The organism is Gordonia insulae, assembly GCF_003855095.1.
GTDB classification, from domain to species: Bacteria; Actinomycetota; Actinomycetes; order Mycobacteriales; family Mycobacteriaceae; genus Gordonia; species Gordonia insulae.
This window is the reverse complement of the sequence record NZ_CP033972.1, coordinates 1,144,860-1,167,027: the sequence shown is the minus strand read 5'-3', so window position 1 is coordinate 1,167,027 and position 22,168 is coordinate 1,144,860. Positions and strand designations below refer to the sequence as shown.

General features: G+C 66.5%; 23 protein-coding genes. 15 read left to right on the top strand and 8 right to left on the bottom strand.

All coding sequences use genetic code 11. From position 1 onward, the window contains the following. Window positions 1–15 precede the first annotated feature (15 nt). The 12 genes from D7316_RS05335 to D7316_RS05280 all read left to right on the top strand — a co-directional run bounded on the left by D7316_RS05335 (window position 16) and on the right by D7316_RS05280 (window position 12,616). Window positions 16–1,512 (top strand): cryptochrome/photolyase family protein, encoded by a 1,497-nt coding sequence (locus D7316_RS05335; protein WP_124707357.1) that lies wholly within the window; start codon window positions 16–18, stop codon window positions 1,510–1,512. Window positions 1,513–1,603: 91 nt separating this feature from the next. Then, window positions 1,604–2,995, top strand: a complete 1,392-nt coding sequence (locus D7316_RS05330) for an NAD(P)/FAD-dependent oxidoreductase (protein WP_124707356.1) — start codon at window positions 1,604–1,606, stop codon at window positions 2,993–2,995. Window positions 2,996–3,099: 104 nt separating this feature from the next. Next, a complete protein-coding gene (locus D7316_RS05325) occupies window positions 3,100–4,176 on the top strand; it encodes an NADH:flavin oxidoreductase (protein ID WP_124707355.1) in 1,077 nt (358 codons plus the stop codon). Between the two features lie 85 nt (window positions 4,177–4,261). Then, the gene (locus D7316_RS05320; protein ID WP_124707354.1) at window positions 4,262–5,377 is read left to right on the top strand and encodes an alpha/beta hydrolase; all 1,116 of its coding nucleotides are present in this window, start codon (window positions 4,262–4,264) and stop codon (window positions 5,375–5,377) included. 31 nt (window positions 5,378–5,408) lie between these two features. Next, window positions 5,409–5,837, top strand: coding sequence for a HEAT repeat domain-containing protein (locus D7316_RS05315; protein WP_124707353.1), 429 nt, complete (start codon window positions 5,409–5,411; stop codon window positions 5,835–5,837). A 109-nt stretch (window positions 5,838–5,946) separates the two neighbouring features. After that, the gene (locus D7316_RS05310; protein ID WP_124707352.1) at window positions 5,947–6,363 is read left to right on the top strand and encodes a hypothetical protein; all 417 of its coding nucleotides are present in this window, start codon (window positions 5,947–5,949) and stop codon (window positions 6,361–6,363) included. 104 nt (window positions 6,364–6,467) lie between these two features. After that, the gene (locus D7316_RS05305; protein ID WP_124707351.1) at window positions 6,468–7,931 is read left to right on the top strand and encodes an MFS transporter; all 1,464 of its coding nucleotides are present in this window, start codon (window positions 6,468–6,470) and stop codon (window positions 7,929–7,931) included. Window positions 7,932–8,062: 131 nt separating this feature from the next. Further along, window positions 8,063–8,407, top strand: coding sequence for a rhodanese-like domain-containing protein (locus tag D7316_RS05300; protein ID WP_124707350.1), 345 nt, complete (start codon window positions 8,063–8,065; stop codon window positions 8,405–8,407). A 206-nt stretch (window positions 8,408–8,613) separates the two neighbouring features. After that, window positions 8,614–9,660, top strand: coding sequence for a FecCD family ABC transporter permease (locus D7316_RS05295; protein ID WP_232016781.1), 1,047 nt, complete (start codon window positions 8,614–8,616; stop codon window positions 9,658–9,660). Then, window positions 9,657–10,739, top strand: a complete 1,083-nt coding sequence (locus D7316_RS05290; protein ID WP_124707349.1) for a FecCD family ABC transporter permease — start codon at window positions 9,657–9,659, stop codon at window positions 10,737–10,739. Before D7316_RS05295 ends, D7316_RS05290 begins: the two co-directional genes overlap by 4 nt. Beyond that, a complete protein-coding gene (locus D7316_RS05285; protein WP_124707348.1) occupies window positions 10,739–11,608 on the top strand; it encodes an ABC transporter ATP-binding protein in 870 nt (289 codons plus the stop codon). Before D7316_RS05290 ends, D7316_RS05285 begins: the two co-directional genes overlap by 1 nt. A 12-nt stretch (window positions 11,609–11,620) precedes the next feature. Next, window positions 11,621–12,616 (top strand): ABC transporter substrate-binding protein, encoded by a 996-nt coding sequence (locus D7316_RS05280; RefSeq protein WP_124707347.1) that lies wholly within the window; start codon window positions 11,621–11,623, stop codon window positions 12,614–12,616. Window positions 12,617–12,719: 103 nt separating this feature from the next. Here the strand turns inward: D7316_RS05280 and D7316_RS05275 are convergent, their stop codons facing one another. Beyond that, on the bottom strand, window positions 12,720–14,300 hold the full coding sequence (locus D7316_RS05275; RefSeq protein ID WP_124707346.1) for an aspartate:alanine exchanger family transporter: 1,581 nt from the start codon (window positions 14,298–14,300) through the stop codon (window positions 12,720–12,722). A gap of 133 nt (window positions 14,301–14,433) precedes the next feature. Between D7316_RS05275 and D7316_RS05270 the strand changes: the two genes are divergently transcribed. Next, window positions 14,434–15,252, top strand: coding sequence for a DUF1206 domain-containing protein (locus D7316_RS05270; RefSeq protein WP_124707345.1), 819 nt, complete (start codon window positions 14,434–14,436; stop codon window positions 15,250–15,252). Here D7316_RS05270 and D7316_RS27075 read toward each other — a convergent pair. Next, entirely contained in the window at window positions 15,237–15,380 is a 144-nt protein-coding gene (locus D7316_RS27075) for a hypothetical protein (RefSeq protein ID WP_164473728.1), read from the bottom strand. The two genes, D7316_RS05270 and D7316_RS27075, sit on opposite strands and share 16 nt — an antisense overlap. A 147-nt stretch (window positions 15,381–15,527) precedes the next feature. Beyond that, window positions 15,528–16,592, bottom strand: a complete 1,065-nt coding sequence (locus D7316_RS05265; protein WP_232016780.1) for a fatty acid desaturase family protein — start codon at window positions 16,590–16,592, stop codon at window positions 15,528–15,530. Window positions 16,593–16,823: 231 nt separating this feature from the next. Here D7316_RS05265 and D7316_RS05260 point away from each other — a divergent pair, with 231 nt between their 5' ends. Further along, window positions 16,824–17,225, top strand: coding sequence for a nuclear transport factor 2 family protein (locus D7316_RS05260; protein ID WP_124707344.1), 402 nt, complete (start codon window positions 16,824–16,826; stop codon window positions 17,223–17,225). A gap of 40 nt (window positions 17,226–17,265) precedes the next feature. Here D7316_RS05260 and rox read toward each other — a convergent pair whose 3' ends face one another. Next, window positions 17,266–18,702 (bottom strand): rifampin monooxygenase, encoded by a 1,437-nt coding sequence (gene rox / locus D7316_RS05255; protein ID WP_124707343.1) that lies wholly within the window; start codon window positions 18,700–18,702, stop codon window positions 17,266–17,268. 172 nt (window positions 18,703–18,874) lie between these two features. Between rox and D7316_RS05250 the strand changes: the two genes are divergently transcribed. Continuing rightward, complete coding sequence (locus tag D7316_RS05250) at window positions 18,875–19,333, top strand: SRPBCC family protein (protein WP_331852561.1); 459 nt, start codon at window positions 18,875–18,877, stop codon at window positions 19,331–19,333. 9 nt (window positions 19,334–19,342) lie between these two features. On the opposite strand, the gene D7316_RS05245 is transcribed toward D7316_RS05250, so the two are convergent. The 4 genes from D7316_RS05245 to D7316_RS05230 all read right to left on the bottom strand — a co-directional run bounded on the left by D7316_RS05245 (window position 19,343) and on the right by D7316_RS05230 (window position 22,093). Continuing rightward, a complete protein-coding gene (locus D7316_RS05245) occupies window positions 19,343–19,750 on the bottom strand; it encodes a MaoC family dehydratase (protein WP_232016779.1) in 408 nt (135 codons plus the stop codon). A 17-nt stretch (window positions 19,751–19,767) separates the two neighbouring features. Then, a complete protein-coding gene (locus tag D7316_RS05240; protein ID WP_164473727.1) occupies window positions 19,768–20,142 on the bottom strand; it encodes an FAS1-like dehydratase domain-containing protein in 375 nt (124 codons plus the stop codon). Window positions 20,143–20,234: 92 nt separating this feature from the next. Beyond that, window positions 20,235–20,939, bottom strand: coding sequence for a response regulator transcription factor (locus D7316_RS05235; RefSeq protein WP_124707340.1), 705 nt, complete (start codon window positions 20,937–20,939; stop codon window positions 20,235–20,237). Next, window positions 20,936–22,093, bottom strand: coding sequence for a sensor histidine kinase (locus D7316_RS05230; RefSeq protein ID WP_232016778.1), 1,158 nt, complete (start codon window positions 22,091–22,093; stop codon window positions 20,936–20,938). Before D7316_RS05230 ends, D7316_RS05235 begins: the two co-directional genes overlap by 4 nt. Window positions 22,094–22,168: the final 75 nt, after the last annotated feature.

The following is a 22,168-nucleotide window of genomic DNA, read 5'->3' as shown; positions in this document are numbered from 1 at the left end:
GGCCGGGAAGGGGTGATGAAGGTGAACCCGACGGCATCTCCCGAGCCGCTGTGGATCTTCGGCGATCAACTGGGTCGGCATGTCCACGCCTCGGCTGACCACGCCGACCGTGAGGTCGTGCTCATCGAGTCCAGGTCGGCGTTCGCACGCAAGGGTGGTCATCGTCAGAAGGCACATCTACTTCTCTCGGGCATGCGGCATCTGGCGGACGAACTCGGTGACCGGGTGCAGTACTGGCAGGCCGACGGCTATCGGGACGCACTGACCACGCTCGGCCGGCCGGTCGTGGTCCACGAACCATCGTCGCGGGCGGCATCGCGGTTCGTGCATCGTCTCGCCGACGAAGGGCTGGTCGCCGAGGTGCTGCCGAATCCGTCCTTCGCACTGTCGCGCAGTGACTTCGCCACGTGGGCCGGGGACGCCGATTCCTTTCGGCTGGAGGCGTTCTATCGCGAACAGCGCCGCCGTTTCTCGGTGCTGATGGACGGTCGGGAGCCGTCGGGTGGGAAGTGGAACTTCGACCACGAGAACAGGGACCCGCCCCCGAAGCGGTCGACGCTGGGGATCGAGCACCCGTGGTGGCCGACCGAGGACGAGATCGATGCGCAGGTACGCGCGGATCTCGACGCGATGGACGCGATGTTCGTGGGCGAGGACGGGCCTCGTCTGTTCGCGGTGACCCATGACGAGGCCCGATCCGCATTGCGGACGTTCATCGATCATCGGCTCGCGACATTCGGTCGATGGGAAGACGCGATCATGAGCGACGACTGGACGATGTCGCACTCGCTGCTGTCGGTGCCCCTCAATCTCTCGCTGCTGCATCCGCTGGAAGTGGTGCATGCGGCGGAGGAAGCTGTGAGGGCGAATCGCGTCGGCATCGCGGCGGCGGAGGGATTCATCCGCCAGATACTCGGCTGGCGCGAGTTCGTCTGGCACCTCTATTGGCATTTCGGCGCAGACTACACCGCACAGAACGAACTCGGCGCCCACGCTCCGCTCCCCGACTGGTTCCGAGATCTGGATGCCGAGGCGGTGACAGCGCGCTGCCTGTCGGAGACACTCGCGGGCGTCCGCGACCGCGGGTGGGTGCATCACATCCCGCGCCTGATGGTGCTGGGCTCTCACGCGCTGCAGCGGGGTTACGACCCGGCCGCACTGACCGAGTGGTTTCGGGCGAGCTTCGTCGACGGCTTCGACTGGGTGATGCCGGTGAATGTCATCGGGATGAGCCAGCATGCGGACGGCGGACTGATGGCAACCAAGCCCTACACCTCCGGCGGCGCGTACATCTCCACGATGTCCGACCTCTGCCGGGACTGCGAGTACGACCCGAAGAAGCGTGTCGGCGACGACGCGTGTCCGTTCACCGCGGGCTACTGGTGGTTCACCCACCGCCACCAGGACATGCTCGGTTCCAATCACCGCACGGCGCGAGCGGTGTCATCGATGCGCCGGCTGACGGACCTCGAGGCCCTCGTGGAACAGGAGGAGCATCGCGAGGCGTTCTGACTCGCTTGCCGACCCCCGACACCTGGAGCTGCCGCGACCGGGTCTCATCGACCGCGACGACGTGGATCGGTCGGTGGGATAGCTTGGCGCCATGCGAAACGGGGATGTCTCGTTCTGGTCGGCGGCGATACACGCCGGCGGAACACGCCCGTCTCTCGACGGCGACACCGATGTCGACTTCGCGATCGTCGGTGGCGGACTCACCGGGTTGTGGACGGCCTACTACCTGCGTCGGGAGTTTCCCGATGCCCGCATTCTCGTCGTGGAATCACGGTTCTGCGGATATGGTGCGTCGGGTCGAAACGGTGGTTGGCTGTCGGCGGAGGTACCCGGCAACCGTGCAACGTACGCGGGCATCGCCGAGGCGCGGGGCCAGGACGGTGGGGCCGCGAACCGGGCTCTCACGGTGACCATGGAATCCGCGGTGCGTGAGGTGGCGTCGCGTATCTCCGATGAGCAAATCGACTGCGATGCAAGATATTCTGGTGTCCTCACGGTGGCACGGTGTCCCGCGCAGCATGATCGGCTCCTTCATGACGTCGCGGCCGCGACGCGTTGGGGATCAACGGGGACCGTCCTGCTGAGCCAAGCCGAACTGCTCCGACGTGTGCGGGTGGCCGATGCGCTCTCGGCGAGCTACTCACCGCACTGCATTCGCGTGCAGCCGGCACGACTGACCGACGGGGTGGCCGCAGCGGCGGAGCGGTCCGGGATCAGGATCGTCGAGGGAACGACGGTCACGCATGTCGAACCCGGCCGGCTGACCACCGATCGCGGCGTCGTCCGAGCGGATCACATCGCGATCTGCGTCGAGGGGTTCACCCCCGCATTACCCGGTCGGCACCGCGCGCTCCTGCCGATGAACTCGTCGATGGTGGTCACCGAGCCGCTCGATCACCACCAATGGGACGAGATCGGCTGGGAAGGAGCCGAACTCCTCGGAGAATCGGCGCACGCGTACACCTACGCGCAGCGGACCGCGGACGGCCGGATCGCCCTGGGCGGGCGGGGCGTCCCATACCGGTACGGATCGCGGACCGACGACGACGGGCGGACCCAGCCGAAGACCGCGGGCGCGCTGATTCGCGCACTGCAGGAACGGTTCCCGAGCACGCGCACGGCATCGATCGACCACACGTGGTGCGGTGTACTGGGTGTCCATCGCGATTGGTGCACGTCGATCACGTTCGACGAGCGGACGGGGATCGCGTCGGCCGCCGGGTACGTGGGCTCGGGACTCACCACCACCAACGTCGCGGCCCGGACGCTGGTCGATCTGTTCGCCGGTCGCGACACCGAGCTCACGCGCCTGCCGTGGGTGGGCCATCGGTCGCCGAAATGGGAACCTGAACCCCTGCGCTATCTGGGCGTCGCCGGACTCTACGCCGCATACCGGCTCGCCGATCGTCTGGAACTGCGGTCCCGAGCGGCCCGCACGAACGTGATCGCAACCGTCGCTGATCGAGTGTCGGGCCGGTCCTGAAGAATCGACGTCAGCGATCACGAGCGATCCCGGCAGGACGCGCCGGGTCGGCCGATGATAGAAACGCACCAGTCAGACCGACAGAACCACGACGTGAGGCGCTGGTGACCGATCTCTCCGCACCCCTGGCCATGAACCGCGGTCCGGCGTGGTCCAACCGGATGGCCCTCGCGCCGCTCACCAATCTCCAGAGCAACCCCGACGGGACGCTGCACGACGACGAGTATCGGTGGCTGCTCCACCGTGCCGCAGGCGGCTTCGCGCTGGTCATGACCTGCGCGGCTCATGTGAGTCCCGCCGGGCAGGCGTTCCCGGGACAGCTGGGCATCTGCGACGACAGCCAACTGCCCGGTCTCACGCGCCTCGCCGACGGTCTCCGCGCAGCCGGGGCCGTGTCATCGGTCCAGTTGCAGCACGGCGGGCGGCGCGCGGACACGCAGTTGTCCGGCCGACCGGTCGTCGCGCCCTGGGACGACCCGGCCAAAGGGGCCACCGCGCTGACGACCGAGCAGGTCGAGGTGGTGGTGCAGGATTTCGTCGACGCGGCCGTCCGCGCGCAGACCGCCGGGTTCGACGGCGTCGAGATCCATGGTGCGCACGGCTATCTGGTGGCGCAGTTCCTCGACGCCCGGCACAACCATCGGTCGGATCGTTACGGCGGGTCCGCCGACAACCGCTTCCGCATCGTCCACGAGATCATCAGCGGCATCAGGGCGGCCACATCCACCGATTTCCAACTCGGCCTGCGGCTGTCTCCCGAGCGCTACGGGATCGTGCTCGACGAGGCAGTTGCCCTCGCTGCCGATGTCCTTGCCGATGGGTCTCTCGATTACCTCGACATGTCGCTCTGGGACGCGTTCAAGGAACCGTACGAGGATCAACACCGGGGACGGCGACTCATCGACCACTTCACCACTTTGCCGCGCGGCTCCACTCGATTGGGTGTCGCAGGCAAGATCGTGGACGCGCAGGGAGCACGTCAGTGTCTCGAGTGGGGCGCCGACTTCGTCCTCATCGGGACCGCGGGCATCCTGCACCACGATTTCCCGCGGCAGGTCATCGCGGACCCGCACTATCGGGCGCTTCCCCAGCCGGTGTCCAGCGAGCACTTGGTCGGCGAGTCGGTGGGTCCGCGCTTTCTCGACTACCTGTCCACCAATTGGGATGACTTCGTCGCCTGAATCGACGAGTCGAGCGGCACCCCGGCAGTGAGGTTCGACGGGTGAGCCATCCGACGATCGGGATCCGACCATTAGGATTGCGAACATGGTGATGGCTGATCGCCCCGAGGTGCAGACGGCGTCGGGCCCGGTGACTGCCCTGACGGTCGTGGGGCTGGCGCAGTGCATGCTGAACGGATTGGCACGGGTGCCGTTTCGGCGACCGTGGGAAGGTCCCGGCGGCCTGCTCGACAACGTCGGTCAATCGGTCACTCGTCAAGCCGTGCGCTCGTTCATGGGCTTCTCCATGGGCCTCCCCATCGAGGAGTTCCGATCGATGGAGAAGATTCTCGACGACATCTGCCTCACCGTGATGCCTCCGTTCGTCGAGGTGATCGACAGTGTCGAGATCACCGATGACACGATCGGCGGCGTGCCGGGGATATGGTGCCGGGCGAAGGCCAGCACCGATGCGTTCGTCGACGATGACGACGACAAGCAGACCATCGGCGCGACGATCCTGTACCTGCACGGCGGCGGCTACATCGGTACATCACCCATCATGTATTCGGCGTTCGCGGCGTCGCTCGTGAAGATCACCGGCTACGAACTCTTCATCGCCGACTATCGGATGGCCCCGGAGTTCCCGTTTCCGGCCGGCGTGCTCGACGCCGCCGACGTCTATCAGGGCCTCATCGACCGCGGCGTGTCGGCCGATCACCTCGTCGTCGCCGGCGACTCCGGCGGAGGTGGCCTGGCCACCTCGCTGATCTCGCACCTGCATGCCGAGGGCATGCCGATGCCGGCGGCGCTCGCGCTGTTCTCACCGGAGGTCGATCTCGACCTCAACCATCCGTCGATCACGGACAACGCGCAGTTCGACATCCTGCCCTGGAATGTTCCGGTGACCCCGTACCTCCGTGGTGTGCAGCCGAACGACGAACGCGTGTCAGCGGTCTACGCGACCCCCGATCCTGCATGGTTCCCGCCGACGTTCGTGTGCTGGGGCGCCGACGAGATGTTCCGCGACGGCATCCGTGAGTTCGCGGAAGGTCTCTCCGCTGCGGGCGTGCGGGTACACGCGATGGAGGAACGCGGGATGTTCCATGTCTTTCCGATCCTGATGCCGTGGGCGGAGTCGTCGAAACGGGTGTTCCGCGAACTCCACGAACTGGCCGGACGCCACGTCACCCCCGACCCCGAGGCCGAGCAGACGCACTGAATCGCATCATGCGCAGTGCGATACTCGGCTTGTGGCCGGCCGACACTGGAAGCTGACCCCGCGGCAGAGCATCGAACAGGAATGCCGACGCCGCGGGCGCCTCGACTTCGTCCTGGCCTGCAGTCGCATGCTCGACGGCGACGACACCGATCCGGGTCTGATCATCGCGCTCGGCGGGCCGCCGGGGATGAATCTCGTCGAGCGGGGCCTGCCCGAAGACCTGACCTACTGGTTGCGCGTCTGGGCGGGCCGCGGCCTCTTCTGGGTCTGGGACGACGTCGCCCAGCAGAGCGTGCTCGACGCGGCCGACGACGTGCACTGGCGCGTTCGGGAGTGGGTCGCGAAGATCGCGGGAAAGCATGAGCTCGTCGACGCCATGCCGGAGCTCCACCGTCTCGCCGACGACCCCGTGGCGCGGGTGCGCACCGCGGCCACCCGGGCGATCATCGAATTGGCCTGACACGTAGCAACTTCGTTGCGGACGTCGGCTCGCGGGGCGCTGTCGCTCGGCCGAATGATTCACCGCCGGGGCGGTGGGCGATCCCGGGCCGCGGACCTACGCTACGGCCATGAGTATTCGTGGGCTGGGCGTGATCGCGTCGATCGCGATGGTGGCGGCTGTGACGGCCGGTTGCGGCATCGAGGGCGACCCGGTCGGGGCCGACGCGTCACCGGAGGTGACGATGACGCAGACGACGCCCGCGCCGACCACACCAACCGGCCCGGCCGTCGGTACCGCGACGATGCAGGTGACCGGCAGCGGTCAGGCCACCGTCCGCTATTCCGTGAACGGGGCGGCCGAGCAGACCGAGAGCGACGTGAGTCTGCCGTGGCAGAAGCAGTTTCCCGTGTACGACGAACTCGAGACGACGATCTCGGCAGACGGCGGCGCCGCCGAACTGTCCTGCACCATCACGATGGACGGCAAGCTCGTGGCGTACAAGACCGAACCGCGACCCACCTGCGAGTTCGCCTATTGGGGTTGATCGACTGATCCGCCACGCGCATTCGGCACCCCCGCGGTCGGTCACCCCTGCCATACTGACCTGACTCCCCCGCGAGCAACCAACGCACGTGACAGGCGGAAACGATGGCGCTCAGCTCCCCGGTGCCGGCAGCGCATCCCGCGACGGGACCCGTTGTGGCGGTGGCCATTCTCGCGTCGTTCGTGGCATTCCTCGACGGATCGGTGGTCAACCTCGCCTTGCCGGCGATCTCCGCGGATCTCGGCGGCGGACTCGCCACCCAACAATGGGTGGTGGACGCCTACCTCTTGGCCCTCGGCGCGTTGATCCTCGTCGCGGGATCGATCTCCGACGCGTTCGGCCGTCTGCCGGTTCTCCGCGCCGGTCTCCTGATATTCGGCCTGTCGTCGGTGGTCTGTGCCGCAGCGCCCACGGCTCTGGTGCTGATCGCCGGTCGCGGCGTCCAGGGCGTCGGTGCGGCACTGCTCGTACCCAGTTCGCTCGCGTTGATCAATTCGGCCTTCTCCCCCGACGACCAGCCGAAGGCCATCGGCACGTGGACAGCGTGGACGGGTACGGCGTTCGTGGTCGGTCCCCTGCTCGGTGGCGTCCTCGTGGACGCCTTGAACTGGCGTTGGATCTTCGCCGTCAACGTCATCCCGGTCGCCGTCACCGTGGTGCTCTCGATGCGCCTCGAGGAGCCGCCGCGAACGTCTGAACCGACGCGCATCGATCTTCCCGGCGCGATCCTGGCGGCCGCCGGACTCGCCGGGACGGTCTACGCGTTGATCGAACAGCAACGTCTCGGCCTGTCGAATCCCGTCGTCGCATCGGCACTGATCGGAGGTGTGATCTGCCTTGCCGGCCTGTTCTGGCGAGAGACGCACACCGACCATCCGATGATCCCGCTGCGGATGTTCGCGGTGCGCAATTTCGGTGTCGGCAACCTGGCGACGACCTTTGTCTATGCGGGAGTGTCGATGGGCTCCCTCATCACGGTGTTGTTCCTGCAGGAGGTCGTCGGGTTCTCCGCTCTGGTCGCCGGACTCGCGACACTTCCCATACCGGTTTTGTCGTTCTTCATCGCGCGTCCGGTCGGCGTCCTGTCCGCGCGCCACGGTCCGCGGCTGTTCATGGCGGGCGGCCCGATCATCGCCGGTCTCGGGTATCTGCTGATGCTCACCACCGACTCGGACTTCGACTTCTGGTGGCAGATGCTGCCTGGTCTGGTGCTGTTCGGCCTCGGCCTGTCGATCACGGTCACCCCGCTGACCTCCGCGATTCTCGCGGCGGTCACACGCGAGCAGAGCGGTATCGGCTCCGCGATCAACAATGCGATCTCCCGGATAGCCGGACTGGTCGCCGTTGCCTGCACCGGCATCATCGTGGGTGGCGTCCTCGACGTCGCGAGCTTCCATCGCGCCGCCCTCATCACCGCATCACTGTTCATCGTCGGGGGCATCATCTCGGCAGTCGGCATCCGCAACCGGGATCACCACGACGACCGGGTGCCGCTGGAATCGGCGGCCATCTGCTGCGACAGGTCGACGGTTCCACCGGACGTGCGCGCCCCGAGCGGCCATCACTGACCCCGGCGCCGCGACGGTGCCGCCTTGACACAGCCGACCGTAAGCTTCAGACTTACTGAAGCTTACGGTCGTGTTCAGCTGTACGCATCTTCCAGAACGGATGCGTCGACACGCGAAAGAGGTTCGGCTGGATGGGTATTCGGCATTTCCTGCGACACGCGCCCGCGGTGTCGGCCGAGGAGGCAATCGCCTTGGTCCGCGAAGGTGCGGTGATCGTCGACGTGCGCCGATCCTTCGAGTGGAATCGGAACCACATCCCCGACGCGATCCACATCCCGCTCGAGGATCTGCCGACACGGTGCGCGGAACTACCCGACGATCAGCTCCTGATCACCTTCTGCACCGGTGGACTGCGGTCGGCCGGAGCAGCGAACATGCTGATCGAACTCGGTTTCGAGGCGCGGAACATGACCAAGGGTCTCATCGACTGGCGCGCCGCAGGCGGTGAACTCCAGGGCACCCAACACGTCTCGTGACCGCAGAATCCGTTGTTCCACGCGGGTACCCGTGCCGTCTGGTCGGGGCGTTTCGAAGCCGAGGATAGGCGTTCCTAACTTATACTTGCGGCACGGTCTGCCGACCCACATGCCGGCGGACACTGGCGGAAGGCCGGCGGTGTGATCTCTGTGCGCGCACGAGTTCCCCGACGGTGGCGCGGGCCCACTGCGCAGACCGGTCGAACATGAGCGTGGACACCGCCGAGACCGCGACCCGCCCGGACCCACCGCCGATCCCGTCGCGCCGAGCCTCGCATCTGGTGATGCTCGTGACGTTGGTGGGGGTGCTCGCCGCCCTGATCCTGCTCGGCTTCTTCGTCGGATCCGGTTCCTTCTCGATCTCCGAGGTGTGGCATGCCTTGCTCGGCCAGGGCGACGCGACAACGCTGGAGGTCATCCGCAACAACCGGGTGCCGCGGACGCTGCTCGCGGTTCTCGTCGGTGCGGCACTCGGTGCTGCGGGCGCCATCATGCAGAGCCTCACCCGGAACCCGTTGGCAGATCCCGGGATTCTCGGGGTCAACTCGGGCGCGTATTTCGCCATGGTCGTCGGTGCGGTGGTCTTCGGGATCACCACCACCAGTGGCTATCTGTGGTTCGCCATGGCAGGCGCGTTCCTGGCGGCCACGATCGTCTACTTCGTCGGGTCGCGCGGCGTCAGCGGCGCCAGTCCGGAGAAACTCGTGCTCACCGGCGTCGCCGCCGGATCCATCTTCAGCGGTGTGGGTTTCGGTCTGACGATGATCGATCCCAAGTCCTTCGACACGATCCGTTCGTGGCAGGTCGGCACCCTCGACGGACGCGGCTGGGAAGAGGTTACGATCGTCTGGCTCCCGATCTGCCTCGGTTGTCTGGTTTCGATGTTGTTGATCCCTTACCTCAACGGACTCGCGCTCGGCGATGACCGGGCTCGCTCCCTGGGCATTCCGGTGGGTCGGGTGCGGGCCGCAGGTTTCGTGATCGTGACGGTCCTCTGTGGCGCGGCCACCGCGGCCATCGGCCCCATCACCTTTGTCGGCCTGATGGTCCCGCAGACCGTGCGCCTCCTGTTCGGGCCCGACAATCGATGGCTGTTGCCGATGAGCGTGATCGTCGGGCCGATCGTCCTGGTGGGCTCCGACCTCCTGGCGCGGGTGATCACCCCGAGCGAGCTCCCGGTCGGCATGGTGACGGCATTCATCGGTGCCCCGGTACTCATCGCACTCGTGCGGCGCAAGGGGGCGGAGACATGACGTCGCTGCGCACGGAGCCGGTGGCCGCCGCACGATGGCCGCGCCGCATCCGGTTCATCCGAGGGCGGTTCCTGAGCATCAAGGTCGATCTTGCCGCTGTGATCATCTCGGTGATCCTGGTGGTGATCGCGTTGGCGGTCGGGACCTGGTCGTTGGGCGTCAGTACCACCGACACGCCGCGGATCGGCTTCGGCGAGACGCTTCGGGTCCTCGCCGGACAGGTCTCCGGCGAGCCCGCTAATCTTGTCGCCGCGGCCTTGCCCGCGGTGGTCATCGCGTTGATCGGCGGCGCGTCACTGGCGCTGTCCGGTGCCGTCTTCCAGACCATCACACGAAATCCGTTGGGCAGTCCCGACATCATCGGCCTCACCACGGGAGCCAACACCGGCGCGCTGATCGTGATGCTGGTCATGCACGACGGTTCCGGGGCGGCAACCATCGGTGCGTTGCTCGGCTCGTTGGTGACCGCGGCCGCCGTCTACTTTCTCGGCATGCGCGGCGGGACAGACAGTTATCGCTTCGTCGTGGTCGGCGTCGGTATCAACGCGATGCTGCTCGCGTTCAACGGCTACCTGATCTCGAATGCCAACCTGCAGAACGCGGCATCGGCCGCGGCGTGGGGAATGGGCAACCTCCACGACATCCGAATGTCCGACACCGTACCGGTATTCGTCACCCTGGTGGTGCTGGTGCCGTTCCTCATCGCCATGGCACCACGCATGCGGATGTTCGAACTGGGCACGGACTCGGCGCAGAGCAAGGGCGTCGACACAGGCCGGACCCAGCTGATCCTGCTGATCCTCGGGGTCGGGTTCGCCGCCGTCATCACCGCGGTCGCCGGACCGATCTCGTTCATCGCGCTGGTCGCCCCGCAACTCGCCGCGCGGATCTCGCCGAGTCCGGGTATCCCCCTGGTGACCTCCGCCGCGGTGGGAGCCGCGCTCCTGGTCAGCTGTGATGCGATCGCCCGAACCATTCTCGCACCGGAGACCCAATTGCCGGTGGGCGTCGTCACGACGTCGGTCGGCGGTGTCTATCTACTGGGTCTCCTGCTCGTCCAGTCACGAAAGGCCAGGTAATGGCGCATGATCCGGGCCCCCGTGGCCGTCTCGTAGGGTCCGGGCTGCAGGTCGGGTACGACGACAACACCATCCTGTCGGATCTCGACGTGGTGATCCCCGACGGATCCTTCACGGTCATCGTCGGTCCCAACGCGTGCGGCAAGTCGACGCTGCTGCGAGCCCTGTCACGGCTGCTCGCACCCCGCAGCGGTGACATCATCCTCGACGGCAAGGATGTGCAGACCTTCCGGGGCAAGGAGTTCGCGCGCGAGGTCGGCTTACTGCCCCAACAGTCCCTTGCACCCGAAGGCATCTCCATCATCGATCTCGTATCGCGGGGTCGCTTCCCATATCAGACCATGTTCAAGCAGTGGACCGACGCCGACCAATCAGCGGTCGACCGCGCGCTGCACGCCACCCGGCTCACCGACCTCTCCCAACGTGCGGTGCATGCGCTGTCCGGCGGTCAGCGCCAGCGGGTCTGGATCGCGATGGCGCTCGCGCAGGAGACACCGATCCTCCTGCTCGACGAGCCCACCACCTACCTCGACCTCGCCCACCAGATCGAAGTCTTGGAACTGTGCACCGCGATGAACCAGAGCGGCACCACCCTCGTCGCCGTCCTGCACGACCTCAACCAGGCGGCACGGTACGCCAGCCACATCATCGCGATGCGCGGTGGCGAGATCATCGCGCAGGGGGCGCCGTCGGACATCATCACGACGGAGATGGTCGAGAAGACCTTCGGTGTGCGTTCGAGGATCATCTCCGATCCGGAAACCCATACCCCCCTGGTCATTCCTTTGGGTGCCGGGGCGGTGTCGTTCGACACGACGCCCGGTGACACGGCAACGCTCCGCTCCGCACAATCGAAGTCCACCGAGTAAGAGGAGACACCGATGATGTTCGCGCACAGGTTTCCACGACTGATCGGGTTCGCGGTGCTGCTCGTCCTGGCGCTTGTCACGGCCGGCTGCATCCAGTCCGACACCACCGAGAATGCGGTCTATTCGGACCCGTCCGCGGAGGCCGACCTCGGTCTCCCGGACGCGCCGCGAGTGGTGGCGCTGGGCTGGTCAGACGGTGAGATCTCGCTGACGCTGGGTGTGAAACCGGTCGCGATCTACGACTGGATGAGCTTCGGAGCCGAATCCAAGGGCGTCGGCCCCTGGGCGGCAGACATGTTCGGCACCGACTCGCCGACGCTGATCTCCGCATCCAGTGGCGGTGAGTTCAATTATCAACAGATCAAGGAGTTCTCGCCCGACCTCATCCTGAATGTCCGAGGCAAGGCGGACTCCAAGGTGACCGACAGTCTCAAACAGATCGCCCCGGTGGTGACCGCACCGGCCGGGACCCCGGATTACGCCGTCAACTGGAAGGTCCAGACACAGCTGATCGCCAATGCCCTCGGCAAGAGCGGCGAGGGCGACGCCCTCATCAAGCAGACCACCGACGTGCAGGACACCATCAGATCCCGGCATCCCGACTTCGCGGGCAAGACGTTCGTGTGGGGCGCGAAGTACGGTGAGGCCTACGGCGCGTATCTACCCGGCGACGCACGTTTCGATACCTTCGCCGAGCTGGGATTCGTACAGTACCCACCCGTGGCATCCCTTCAGGCGCAGGGCTTTTTCGCCGCTGTACCCGTAGAGAAGGTGTCCAGCCTCAACTCGCAGGTGGCCGTCTTCACCACCATCGGCTTGCCGTTCTCCACGTTGCAGAACGACCCACTGATCAACTCGCTGTCGGTCACCCGGGACGGGCGAGCGATCGAACTACCGGAGACGGACCCGATCGTGCAGGCGATGGCGGCCGGCACGCCCGTCTCCCTCGAGTACGCCCTCGAGCAGATCGAGCCGCGACTCGCGGCGGCCACCGAGAAGGTCAGCTAGCGTCCTGAGTCAGGATCTTCGCAGCAGTCGCACGATCCCCCGGCACGCGGGGACGGACTCACCCGACACTGGTTGATCGACCTCTCCGCCACGGCGTGGTCCGTCAGAAGTACACGACCATCAGTTGGGCGAGGAACACCTTGATGATCATGCTCACCGGGAAGAGGACGGCGTACCCCAGTGCGACCCGCTGATCGGGAACCTTGCCCATGGCATACGCATACGGTGCCGGGTTGAGCTGAGAACCCGTCAGTCCGCCGAGTGCGCGTGCCGTCCCGAATTGCAGGAGCGAACGCAGGGCGATCACACAGATCAGCGCGTGCGCGGCGGAGATCGCGAAGCCCAGCACGACCAGTTGGAGTCCGTCGTCGGCCAGGGCGGTGACCAGACCGGATCCGGCACCGGTCCCGACTGCCACCAGGAAGACCATGAGTGTGAACTGGTTGAGCGTGTTGGTGACGTTGCCCGGCAGCGTCCACACGATCGGGCCGGTGCGTCCGAGTGCGCCGAGGACGACGCCGATGATCAGCGGAGCCGTCGCGGTTCCCAGTACCAGTGTTCCGCCGCCTGGCAGCGGCACCTCGACGAAGGCCAGGACGAGGCCGATGGTCAGTCCCAGCCCGAGGCCGATCGGATTGATGTCGCCCGCGGTGCGCTCGGAATCGCCGAGTTCCGTGGTGATCTCGCTGAGGCGATCGCGGGGTGCGGTCACCCGCAACCGATCCCCGCTCTGCAGGACGAGGTCGGGTGTGGCGATGAGGTCGATATCGCCGCGGCGCACCCGGCTGACGACGGCGTCGAATCGCTCCTCCATCCGGAGGTCGTGGAGTTCGCGTCCGACATACGACTTGTTGGACAGCGTGATCCGCCGGAAGTCGATGGTCGAGCGGTCGAGCCACACCTCCTCGGCGGCCGGCCTCCCCAGATCGTTGACCAGGCGGTCGTGTACATCCTCACGCGCGGTCACGGTGAGCAGGTCACCGGTCGCAAGACTCTCGTCGTCGTGCGCCACCACGGTCCTGCCGTCACGTGTCAGGCGCGACACCACGGCTTCGTATCGCTCGCACAGGCCGTGCACCGTGAGGTCGGGGTTTCCGACGACCTCGAGTGTCCGGATCACGATGGGCGACACCTTCTCGCGGTCCTCCGCAGTGGGCTTGCGGCGGCCGGCGCCGATCAGATACGCGCAGGCGATGATGGTCAGCAGTACGGTGATCGGGTACGCGACCGCATAGCCGATCGCCGGTTCGGGCGGGATGTCGCCACCGTCGGCGAGTTGCTGCTGGACGGCTCCGAGCGCGGCGGTCGCCGTGCCCGCACCGCTGAACGAACCGGCGATCGTACCGATGTCGAAGCCGAGCGCCTTGCCCACGCCGAGCGCCGTCGCCGCCATCGCGATGATCGCGACCACCGAGACGAGCACGGGTTTCCATCCGGTGCGCAACGCGTTCACGAACGACGGACCTGCCGCGATACCCACGGTGTAGCAGAAGACACACAGCGACAGGTTCGTCACGATCGCCGGCAATGCGACGTCCGAATCGATGGCCGACAACGCGAGTGCGACGAACAACGCGCCGGCCGGCCCGAACGAGACCGGCCCGAATGGAATCCGGCCGATCAGCGCGCCGACACCGACGCAGAAGAACAGTGTGAGGAGCGGGCTGTCGACAAACCAGTGCATCGCATCTCCAGACGGTCACTGGGACGGGTTGTGACTCCTGTGACTCTATCGGCTGAATGTCCCATTCCGGGCGGTCTTCGCGTCTCCGAATGGTGGACTACAAGCACACATCGGGTGTCGAGGAGTGAATGTGATGACACAGAACAACGTGGCAGGCGCCGTCGACCGGGCCACCGACAGCGCGTGGTTCGAGCGCGCGGCGCGCGCCGGTCACGTCGTCAGTGGGGTGATGCACCTCGTGATCGCCTACATCGTCGGACGGCTGGCCTTCGGCGACGCGGGGAACGCCGATCAGTCCGGTGCCCTGGCGATCTTCGCCGAATCATCCGGAGGGCGCCTTCTGTTGTGGGTCGCGGTGGTGGCGTTCGCCGCCCTCGCGCTGTGGCGGCTGGCCGAAGCAGTACTCGGGGGCAAGGCAAACGATCCCGCAGATCGCGACGACGGCCTCGGCGGTTGGTTCGATCGCGGGAAGGCGTTGTCGCTGTGCGTGATCTACGTGGCATTCGCCTACTCGGCAGCTCGATTCGCCATCGGCGCCGGCGAATCCAGCGGCCGTCAGAACGCCGGGCTCAGTGCCCGCCTCATGCAGAGTGCCGGAGGAAAGTTCGTGCTGGTGATCGTGGGGCTGATCATCATCGCGGTGGGCGTGTACCACATCTACAAAGGGGTGACCCGCAACTTCCTCGATGACCTCCGTACCGGCGGTGGACGAGCGGTGACCGTCACCGGTGTCGTCGGATATGCCGCGAAGGGTACGGTACTCGCCGGCGCCGGTCTCCTGGTGATCGTCGCGGCGGTACAGGCGGATCCGTCGAAGGCGACCGGGGTCGACGGCGCGGTGAAGACACTGGCCGGGCTGCCGGCCGGTCAGGCGTTACTCATACTGGCGGCGATCGGTATCGCGACCTATGGCGTTTACAGCTTCGTCATGGCTCGTCAGGCGCGGATGTAGTCGCCGCGGGCGCGCATGTCGTCGCGTAGGACGACCCCATTGACAAGGACACCGGCAACCGGCCGCCGCCCCAGAAACGTGGGCGTGATGTTGAGCACGGTCAGTCCGAGATCGAACACTGGCGGCATGCCTGCATCAGATCCACGAACAACGGCGCGAACACGCCCATCGCCACCGCGAGGACACGGAAGATCGTCCCACCGATCCTGTATCAGCAGCGTGAGGTGGACGCCGCCCGGTCCGCTCGCCGGCAGGTGGCGCCCTGTGATGTGGGTCTAGCGGTACATCTGGACCAGCGGGCAGGTGAACGGGTCCCGCTCACCGAGGCCGGCCTGGTTCAGGTAGCGGACGACGATGCCGTACGACTGGATGAGCGAGGTCTCGGTGTAGGTCACCTCGTGTCGGGCGCAGTGCGCGCGGACCATCGGCCGCACCTTGGCCAGGTTGGGCCGAGGCATGCTCGGGAACAGGTGATGCTCGATCTGATAATTCAGACCACCCATCATGAAATCGGTGAACCGGCCACCGCGGATATTGCGCGACATCAACACCTGCCGGCGTAGGAAGTCCACGCGCATGTCCTTCGGCACCAAGGGCATTCCCTTGTGGTTGGGCGCAAACGACCCGCCGAGCAGAAGTCCGAACAGCGCCAGGTGAACCACGATGAAGACCGCGGCGATCCCCGGCGACATGACCAGGATCGGCACGATGAAACCGAGCAACAGCCGCGCCACGATCAGCGAGAGCTCGGTGGCTCGCTGTGTGACGGGTGCGCGGGACACGAGCCCCTGGATGCTCGAGATGTGCAGGGCGATGCCCTCCAGCGTGACCAGCGGGAAGAACAGCCAGCCCTGATGACGCGTGAACCACCCGTAGAACCCGGTGCGTCCATTCGCGTCGGCCGGGACGAACGCCAGCGGTGCGCCCTCGATGTCGGGGTCCACACCGATCTGATTCGGCGCCTTGTGGTGGCGATTGTGCTTGGCGCGCCACCAGTGCAGGGACAATCCGGCGAAACCGCCGGCGAGGATGCGCGCCGTCCACTCGTTGGCTGACGCGGAGGCGAACATCTGCCGATGCGCACCATCGTGTCCGAGGAATCCGAACTGCGTGCTGACCAGGGCGAGCCCGGCGGCCAGTGCGATCTGCCACCAGGAATCACCGAGCACGACGACGCCGGCCCAGATGGCGAGGAATGCGGCGACGGTGAGTGCGATGCGGGTCACGTAGAAGCCGTGCCGCCGATCGAGCAGGCCCGATTCGCGGACCTCGGCGGCCAGTTCGGAATAGGAGCTGACATATCGGTCGCGGGGCAGGGTCGAACTGTGTGCATCGGTCACGACGGCCTCGTTGCTTTCTGCTCGAGCCAGGCGCCTCGGCCACGGAGGGTCGGTCCATCTAGCGGGCGCGCTACGGGAGTCACAACCATGAGCAATGCATCACGTCGGCCCCACAAGTGTGCCAGACGAACGTGAATTCACGCTGTCCTCACACGTCCGACCCCCGGTTGGCCACTCCACCGTAGACTGACCGTCCGACCGAACACAGGATGAGCAGAGAGGTGCACAGTCATGCACGCATTCCGCCGCGCCGTCGAAACCGGCGACGAGCAGGCCATCGCCGACCTGTTGGCCGACGATGTCGTGTTCACCAGTCCGGTCGCGTTCAAGCCCTATGAGGGCAAGGCCATCACGTCGGCGATCCTTCGTGGCGTGCTGCGGGTGTTCGAGGACTTCCGCTATGTGCGCGAGATCGGTGACAGCGAGGGCAGCGACCACGCGCTCGTCTTCGAGACGGTGGTGCGTGGCGCGAAGATCACCGGATGCGACTTTCTCCACGTCGACGAGGAAGGCAAGATCGACGACTTCATGGTGATGGTGCGGCCACTCTCCGGCGCCACCGCGCTCGCCGAGGCGATGGGAGAACAGTTCGACCGGATCAAGGCCGAAGCGGCGGCCGAGTTGTCGAGGTGACACCGGGTCCCGGTCGCCGGTCACACCCCGGTGCGTGCACTCACATGGCCGGGCGACCGAACCAGCGGATCACTGTGGTCTCCAAGTCGGTCTGAGCGTCCCCCACCCACACGACATGGCCGTCTGGCCGGAGCAGGGCGGCGGGCACGTCGAGTTCGTCACTGGTGTCGATGATGTGGTCGAGGCGGTCCGCCCAGCGATCGATGGTGAGTCGACCGGTGGGATCGAGCAGCAGGCCGCGACCGGCGTGCATCAGGTCGTAGAGTCTGCCTGCGGTCAACTGCACATCCCGGAGTCGGCGGCCGACGAGTTGATGACCGTCGTCGCCGACGTCGTAGCGGACGGAGATCGCGGTGATCTTCTCGATGAGGAATCGACTCACGTCGTCGAAGTTCATCAGCTCGGAGATCAAGCGCCGCACCGCTTGTGCTCCGGTGTCGGTGGAGATCAGCAACGCCTGGGCGCGAGTGTTGTCCAGCACGTCGGCGGCGACCGGACGCCGTTCCGATTCGTAACTGTCGAGCAGGTCGTCGGGAGCCCAGCCGTTGATGGTCGCGGCGAGTTTCCAGCCCAGGTTGAATGCGTCCTGGACACCCAGATTGAGGCCTTGCCCGCCCATCGGCGGGTGGACGTGCGCGGCGTCGCCGGCCAGGAACACCCGGCCACGGCGATACTGCTCGGCCAACCGCGTGGCATCCCCGAAGCGTGAGAGCCACCGTGGCGAGTGCACGCCGAAGTCGGTTCCCGCCACGGCCTGGAGTTGTCGCCTGACGTCGTCGAGAGTCGGCGGTTCGGCACGGCCGTCGACGACATCGGCGGCAGGCACCACGAAGCGGTATGCGCCGGTTCCCGACGGTGAGGGTCCGATTCCGAAGCGTTTCTGCGTTTCCCGGATCTCGGCGACCCTGGCGGTCAGTTCGTCGTCTGGCATGGTCACGTCGACTTCACCGATCAACGTGTCCGCCTGGGACGGCTCGCCGGGGAAGGCGATGTCGACCAACTTGCGCACGGTGCTCCGCCCGCCGTCACAGCCGATCAGGTAGCGCGCGTGAAGCGTTGTGCCATCGGACAATTCGGCGGTCACGTGATCGCCACCCGGTTGTATTCCGATGACGCGCTTCCCTCGCCGGATGTCGGCGCCGACCTCGACGGCGCGATCCGCCAGGATCCGGTCGATCTCGGGCTGAGGAATGCCCAGCACATACGCGTGCGCGGTGTCCAAGCCGGCCGGCGCCGGCGCGGAGATGCCGGCGAAGAAGCCGTTGAGCGGATACTTGCGCCCGCACGCGAGGAACCTGTCGAGCAACCCGCGTTGCTCCATGATCTCGATCGTGCGCACGTGGATGCCGAGCGCCCGGACGAACAGGGGCGGTTCCTCGTCCTGCTCGAGCACCACGACGTCGATGCCCTGTAGCCGGAGCTCACCGGCGAGCATCAACCCCGTGGGACCGGCCCCGACGACGATGACGTCACACATCCACGAACCTCCTCCGGGGCACCACCTCCGGTGCCGCAGCAGACGAGTCTGCAGCATGCACCGGGTCTTGCCGCAAGCCCGGGGTCGCGCGTTATGGTGAAAGTGGCGGGAGGTGTCACGACCGCTTTGCCCACGTCGACACCAGGGACCCGCACGATGACGAGGAGTTGACGTGCCACGGCTGTCCCGACGCATGCTCATCGCCGACGTCTCGGTGACCTTCGACGCGGCACCGGCGACGACATTCGAGTATCTCGTCGATCCGGAGAAGCGGTCCGAGTGGCAGTCCAGTCTGCGCAGGGTGGAGGGCCTAGCGCGCGTGGGTGAGCGGCCCGGGGCCACCGGCACCGCCTGGACCGACGTGACGCTCGTGCCCGGCGTGTCACCACGAATGGAGGTCGTCGCCGACGACCCGTACACGCGCTGGGAGGAGATCGGCAGCTGGCATTTCGTGGACGCACACCTGACGTTGCGGTTCGACCCGCAGCCCGCGGATCGAACCGAGGTGCGCGCCAAGGCTTTTCTGACCCTGCCCCTTGTCCTCGTGCCCACTGTGGCGGTGCTCCGAGCACTCGCTCCGCGTGGTCTGCGCGCCGATCTGCGATCAGCCGCCGATCGGCTCGCCCGCTGACGGGGCCCCTCAGGTGTCCGCATCCGCGGTGTAGGAGATCCGGATGGGTCGGATGATCGCGCGATGGGTCACGCCGTCCGGATCGAACCTCCACACGGCTGCGTCGATGTGGCCCGGCCCGGCACGGTGACCGGTCACATGCAGGGACACCGGGTCCTCGGCCAGGTAGACCGGCCGCACGAAGCGTGTATCGCACCCGCTGATCGTGCCCCCGTTCCTCGTGAGCCAGTCATCGGCGTGTCTCAGCACGATGCCGACGATCAACAGCCCGTGCGCGATCGGCGCGGACAGGCCGGCAGCTCGGGCGGCGGCGGGATCGACATGAATGGCGTTGTGATCGCCGGAGACATCCGCATACCGGCGAACCCGATCGAGAGAGATCTCTTCGATCGCATCCCAGATCAGCTCGGTATCCACCGGTTCCTCGCCCATCGCTACCCGGTCCCCTCGGTTCGGAACGCGAGCGTCGATGTCGTGACCGCGATCGGCGCGACCTCACCGTCGGCCATGATGTCACTGCGCACCAGGAGTTGCGTCGCGCCGCCCCGATGGTGGATCTCCTCCACCGTCAGCAGGCCGGTCAGCCGATCGCCGACCCGCGGTTGCCGGCGGACGCGGAGCGATTCGGCTGTGTGGACGATGCCGTCGCTGGGGACGGTCCCGGAATCCATTGCCTCGTGGGCGAGGATGACGGTCACGCGGAAGATCACCGGGACGGCGAACGTGTCCGATCGTGATCCCAGAACGTCGGCGAAACCGGCCAGGAGCGCGGTGTCGACCACGACCTCGTCCGAGGTCGTGAAGGTCATCCCCGTCACCAACTCGCGCGCCATGCTTTACGTTAGCGAACCCGGAACCGGTTGCCAATGGTCCGACCGGTGCCGCTCAGGGTCGGTGGCGCTCAGGGTCGGCGGCGCTCCTCGGGCTGTGACGGTGTCACCAATGCATGATCGAACGCGTAGACGATGGCCGCCGCGCGGTCACGGAGATCGAGCTTGGTGAAGATGTGATTGACATGGCTTTTCACCGTTACCTCCGAGATATGTAGTCGCGCACCGATCTCGGAGTTCGTGTGGCCGCGCGCCATCAGGCGAAGGACGTCGGCCTCCCGTTCGGTCAGCACACCGTCGGACTGTGTCCTCGACTCCGGTGCCGCACGCCGAAACCCTTGCAGGACACGCCCCGTCACTGCCGGATCGAGGTAGGCCCCGTCGTCGACCACGGCACGCGTCGCCCAGATCAACGCCTCGGCCGGTGAATCCTTGAGAATGAACCCGGCCGCGCCGGCCCGGAGTGCGCCCGAGAGCAACTGGTCATCGTCGAAGGTGGTGAGGACGAGAACCGGCGGCGGCTGCGGAAGCCGGGCCACCGCTGCTGTCGCGGCGATGCCGTCGACATGCCGCATGCGCAGGTCCATCAAAATGATGTCGGGTGAGGTCTGGGAGATCGCGTCGATCACCTCTCCTCCGTCGCCACACTCGCCGACGATGTCGAATCCGTCCTTGATCCGGAGGATCCGGCGCAGACCGGTGCGCACGAGTTCCTGGTCGTCGACGAGCAACACCCTGATCGTTCGATCCGTCGGCAACGACCGCGTGGACATCATCGGGCCGTCCTGCCGTCGAGGACCGCACCGGGAAACACCGCACGAACGATCCACGCCTCCCGGGTGCCGCTCACATCGACGGCGCCGCCGAGCAGTCGTGCACGTTGTTTCATCCCGTCGATCCCCGATCCGTCGGTGGCCCGGCGAACCCCCTGGTCGGCTATGTACGGATTCTGCACGCAGAGAACGATGTCCGGGCGTGTGGACAAGCTGACCGCGGCGCGCGGCGTCCGGGAGTGCTTGACCACGTTCGCCAACGACTCCTGTGTGATCCGATAGAGCGCGGATCCGACCGGCGCAGGAATGCGGGTCAGGTCGCCGTGCACATCCAGCGACACCCCCACGCCGGCCTTGCGATAGTCGTCGACGAGTCGGTCGATGTCGTCGGCCCCCGGTGTCGGCGCGGCCGATTCCGGCTCGGAGCCCAAGACCTTGACGATGTATCGGATCTCGGTCATCGCCTGCCGTCCCAGGCGCTCGGCGTCCTCGAGTGCCTCGAGTGCCTCGTCCTCGGCACCCTCCTGTAACGCTCGTCGCGCCCCGGTGACATTGAGCATGGTGATCGAGAGTGAATGCGCTATCACATCGTGGATTTCGCGAGCGATGCGTTGACGTTCGTCGCTCGCCGCGTGATCTGCGCGGACGCGTTGTGCGCGCACCTCGTTCTCGGACAACAGCTTCTGGTACAAGATCATGTATCCGACCAGCCATCCGCACAGGATCGCGAGGATGTAGGCCGGGACCGACTGCAGGTGCTCGGTCTGCCCACCGAGGACGATGACGCCCACCGACAGCGCCGCGACGAACAGACCCCATCGCAGGGACTCCATCGCGGCCGCGATGGCGGTGGTGAGGGCCAGCAGCAGCGGCGCGACATCGACCGGGACCGGATCCATCAACATGAGCGCCACGGCCGCCGCCGCGATCACCCCGCAGGCCACCTTGCTCGGCACCCAGAGATCGACCACGAGTGACAGAAAGGCAACCGCCGCACCGAGAAGCGCCCACCAGGGAGGCGCGAGTGGGAGTCGCTGGATCACCGCCCCGACGGTGATGATCGCCGACGCACCGAGCGTCACCGCCGGATAGAGCGGCGGGTATCCATCACCCGCCAACTCGATCCGGCGGCGCATCCCTGCGATCAACCGACTCACCGACACAGGGAAAGGATAGGCCGCGGGCGTGCGAAGTCATCGGCTTCGGGACGGATCTTCGCGTCCACCCGTGGG

What these genes read in the sequence shown, in the direction of transcription:
- D7316_RS05335 (WP_124707357.1), top strand. Translation starts at nt 16, where the DNA reads ATGAAGGTGAACCCGACGGCATCTCCCGAGCCGCTGTGGATCTTCGGC.
- D7316_RS05330 (WP_124707356.1), top strand. Translation starts at nt 1,604, where the DNA reads ATGCGAAACGGGGATGTCTCGTTCTGGTCGGCGGCGATACACGCCGGC.
- D7316_RS05320 (WP_124707354.1), top strand. Translation starts at nt 4,262, where the DNA reads ATGGTGATGGCTGATCGCCCCGAGGTGCAGACGGCGTCGGGCCCGGTG.
- D7316_RS05310 (WP_124707352.1), top strand. Translation starts at nt 5,947, where the DNA reads ATGAGTATTCGTGGGCTGGGCGTGATCGCGTCGATCGCGATGGTGGCG.
- D7316_RS05305 (WP_124707351.1), top strand. Translation starts at nt 6,468, where the DNA reads ATGGCGCTCAGCTCCCCGGTGCCGGCAGCGCATCCCGCGACGGGACCC.
- D7316_RS05300 (WP_124707350.1), top strand. Translation starts at nt 8,063, where the DNA reads ATGGGTATTCGGCATTTCCTGCGACACGCGCCCGCGGTGTCGGCCGAG.
- D7316_RS05295 (WP_232016781.1), top strand. Translation starts at nt 8,614, where the DNA reads ATGAGCGTGGACACCGCCGAGACCGCGACCCGCCCGGACCCACCGCCG.
- D7316_RS05290 (WP_124707349.1), top strand. Translation starts at nt 9,657, where the DNA reads ATGACGTCGCTGCGCACGGAGCCGGTGGCCGCCGCACGATGGCCGCGC.
- D7316_RS05285 (WP_124707348.1), top strand. Translation starts at nt 10,739, where the DNA reads ATGGCGCATGATCCGGGCCCCCGTGGCCGTCTCGTAGGGTCCGGGCTG.
- D7316_RS05280 (WP_124707347.1), top strand. Translation starts at nt 11,621, where the DNA reads ATGATGTTCGCGCACAGGTTTCCACGACTGATCGGGTTCGCGGTGCTG.
- D7316_RS05275 (WP_124707346.1), bottom strand. Translation starts at nt 14,300, where the DNA reads ATGCACTGGTTTGTCGACAGCCCGCTCCTCACACTGTTCTTCTGCGTC.
- D7316_RS05270 (WP_124707345.1), top strand. Translation starts at nt 14,434, where the DNA reads ATGACACAGAACAACGTGGCAGGCGCCGTCGACCGGGCCACCGACAGC.
- D7316_RS27075 (WP_164473728.1), bottom strand. Translation starts at nt 15,380, where the DNA reads ATGCCGCCAGTGTTCGATCTCGGACTGACCGTGCTCAACATCACGCCC.
- D7316_RS05260 (WP_124707344.1), top strand. Translation starts at nt 16,824, where the DNA reads ATGCACGCATTCCGCCGCGCCGTCGAAACCGGCGACGAGCAGGCCATC.
- rox (WP_124707343.1), bottom strand. Translation starts at nt 18,702, where the DNA reads ATGTGTGACGTCATCGTCGTCGGGGCCGGTCCCACGGGGTTGATGCTC.
- D7316_RS05240 (WP_164473727.1), bottom strand. Translation starts at nt 20,142, where the DNA reads ATGACCTTCACGACCTCGGACGAGGTCGTGGTCGACACCGCGCTCCTG.
- D7316_RS05235 (WP_124707340.1), bottom strand. Translation starts at nt 20,939, where the DNA reads ATGATGTCCACGCGGTCGTTGCCGACGGATCGAACGATCAGGGTGTTG.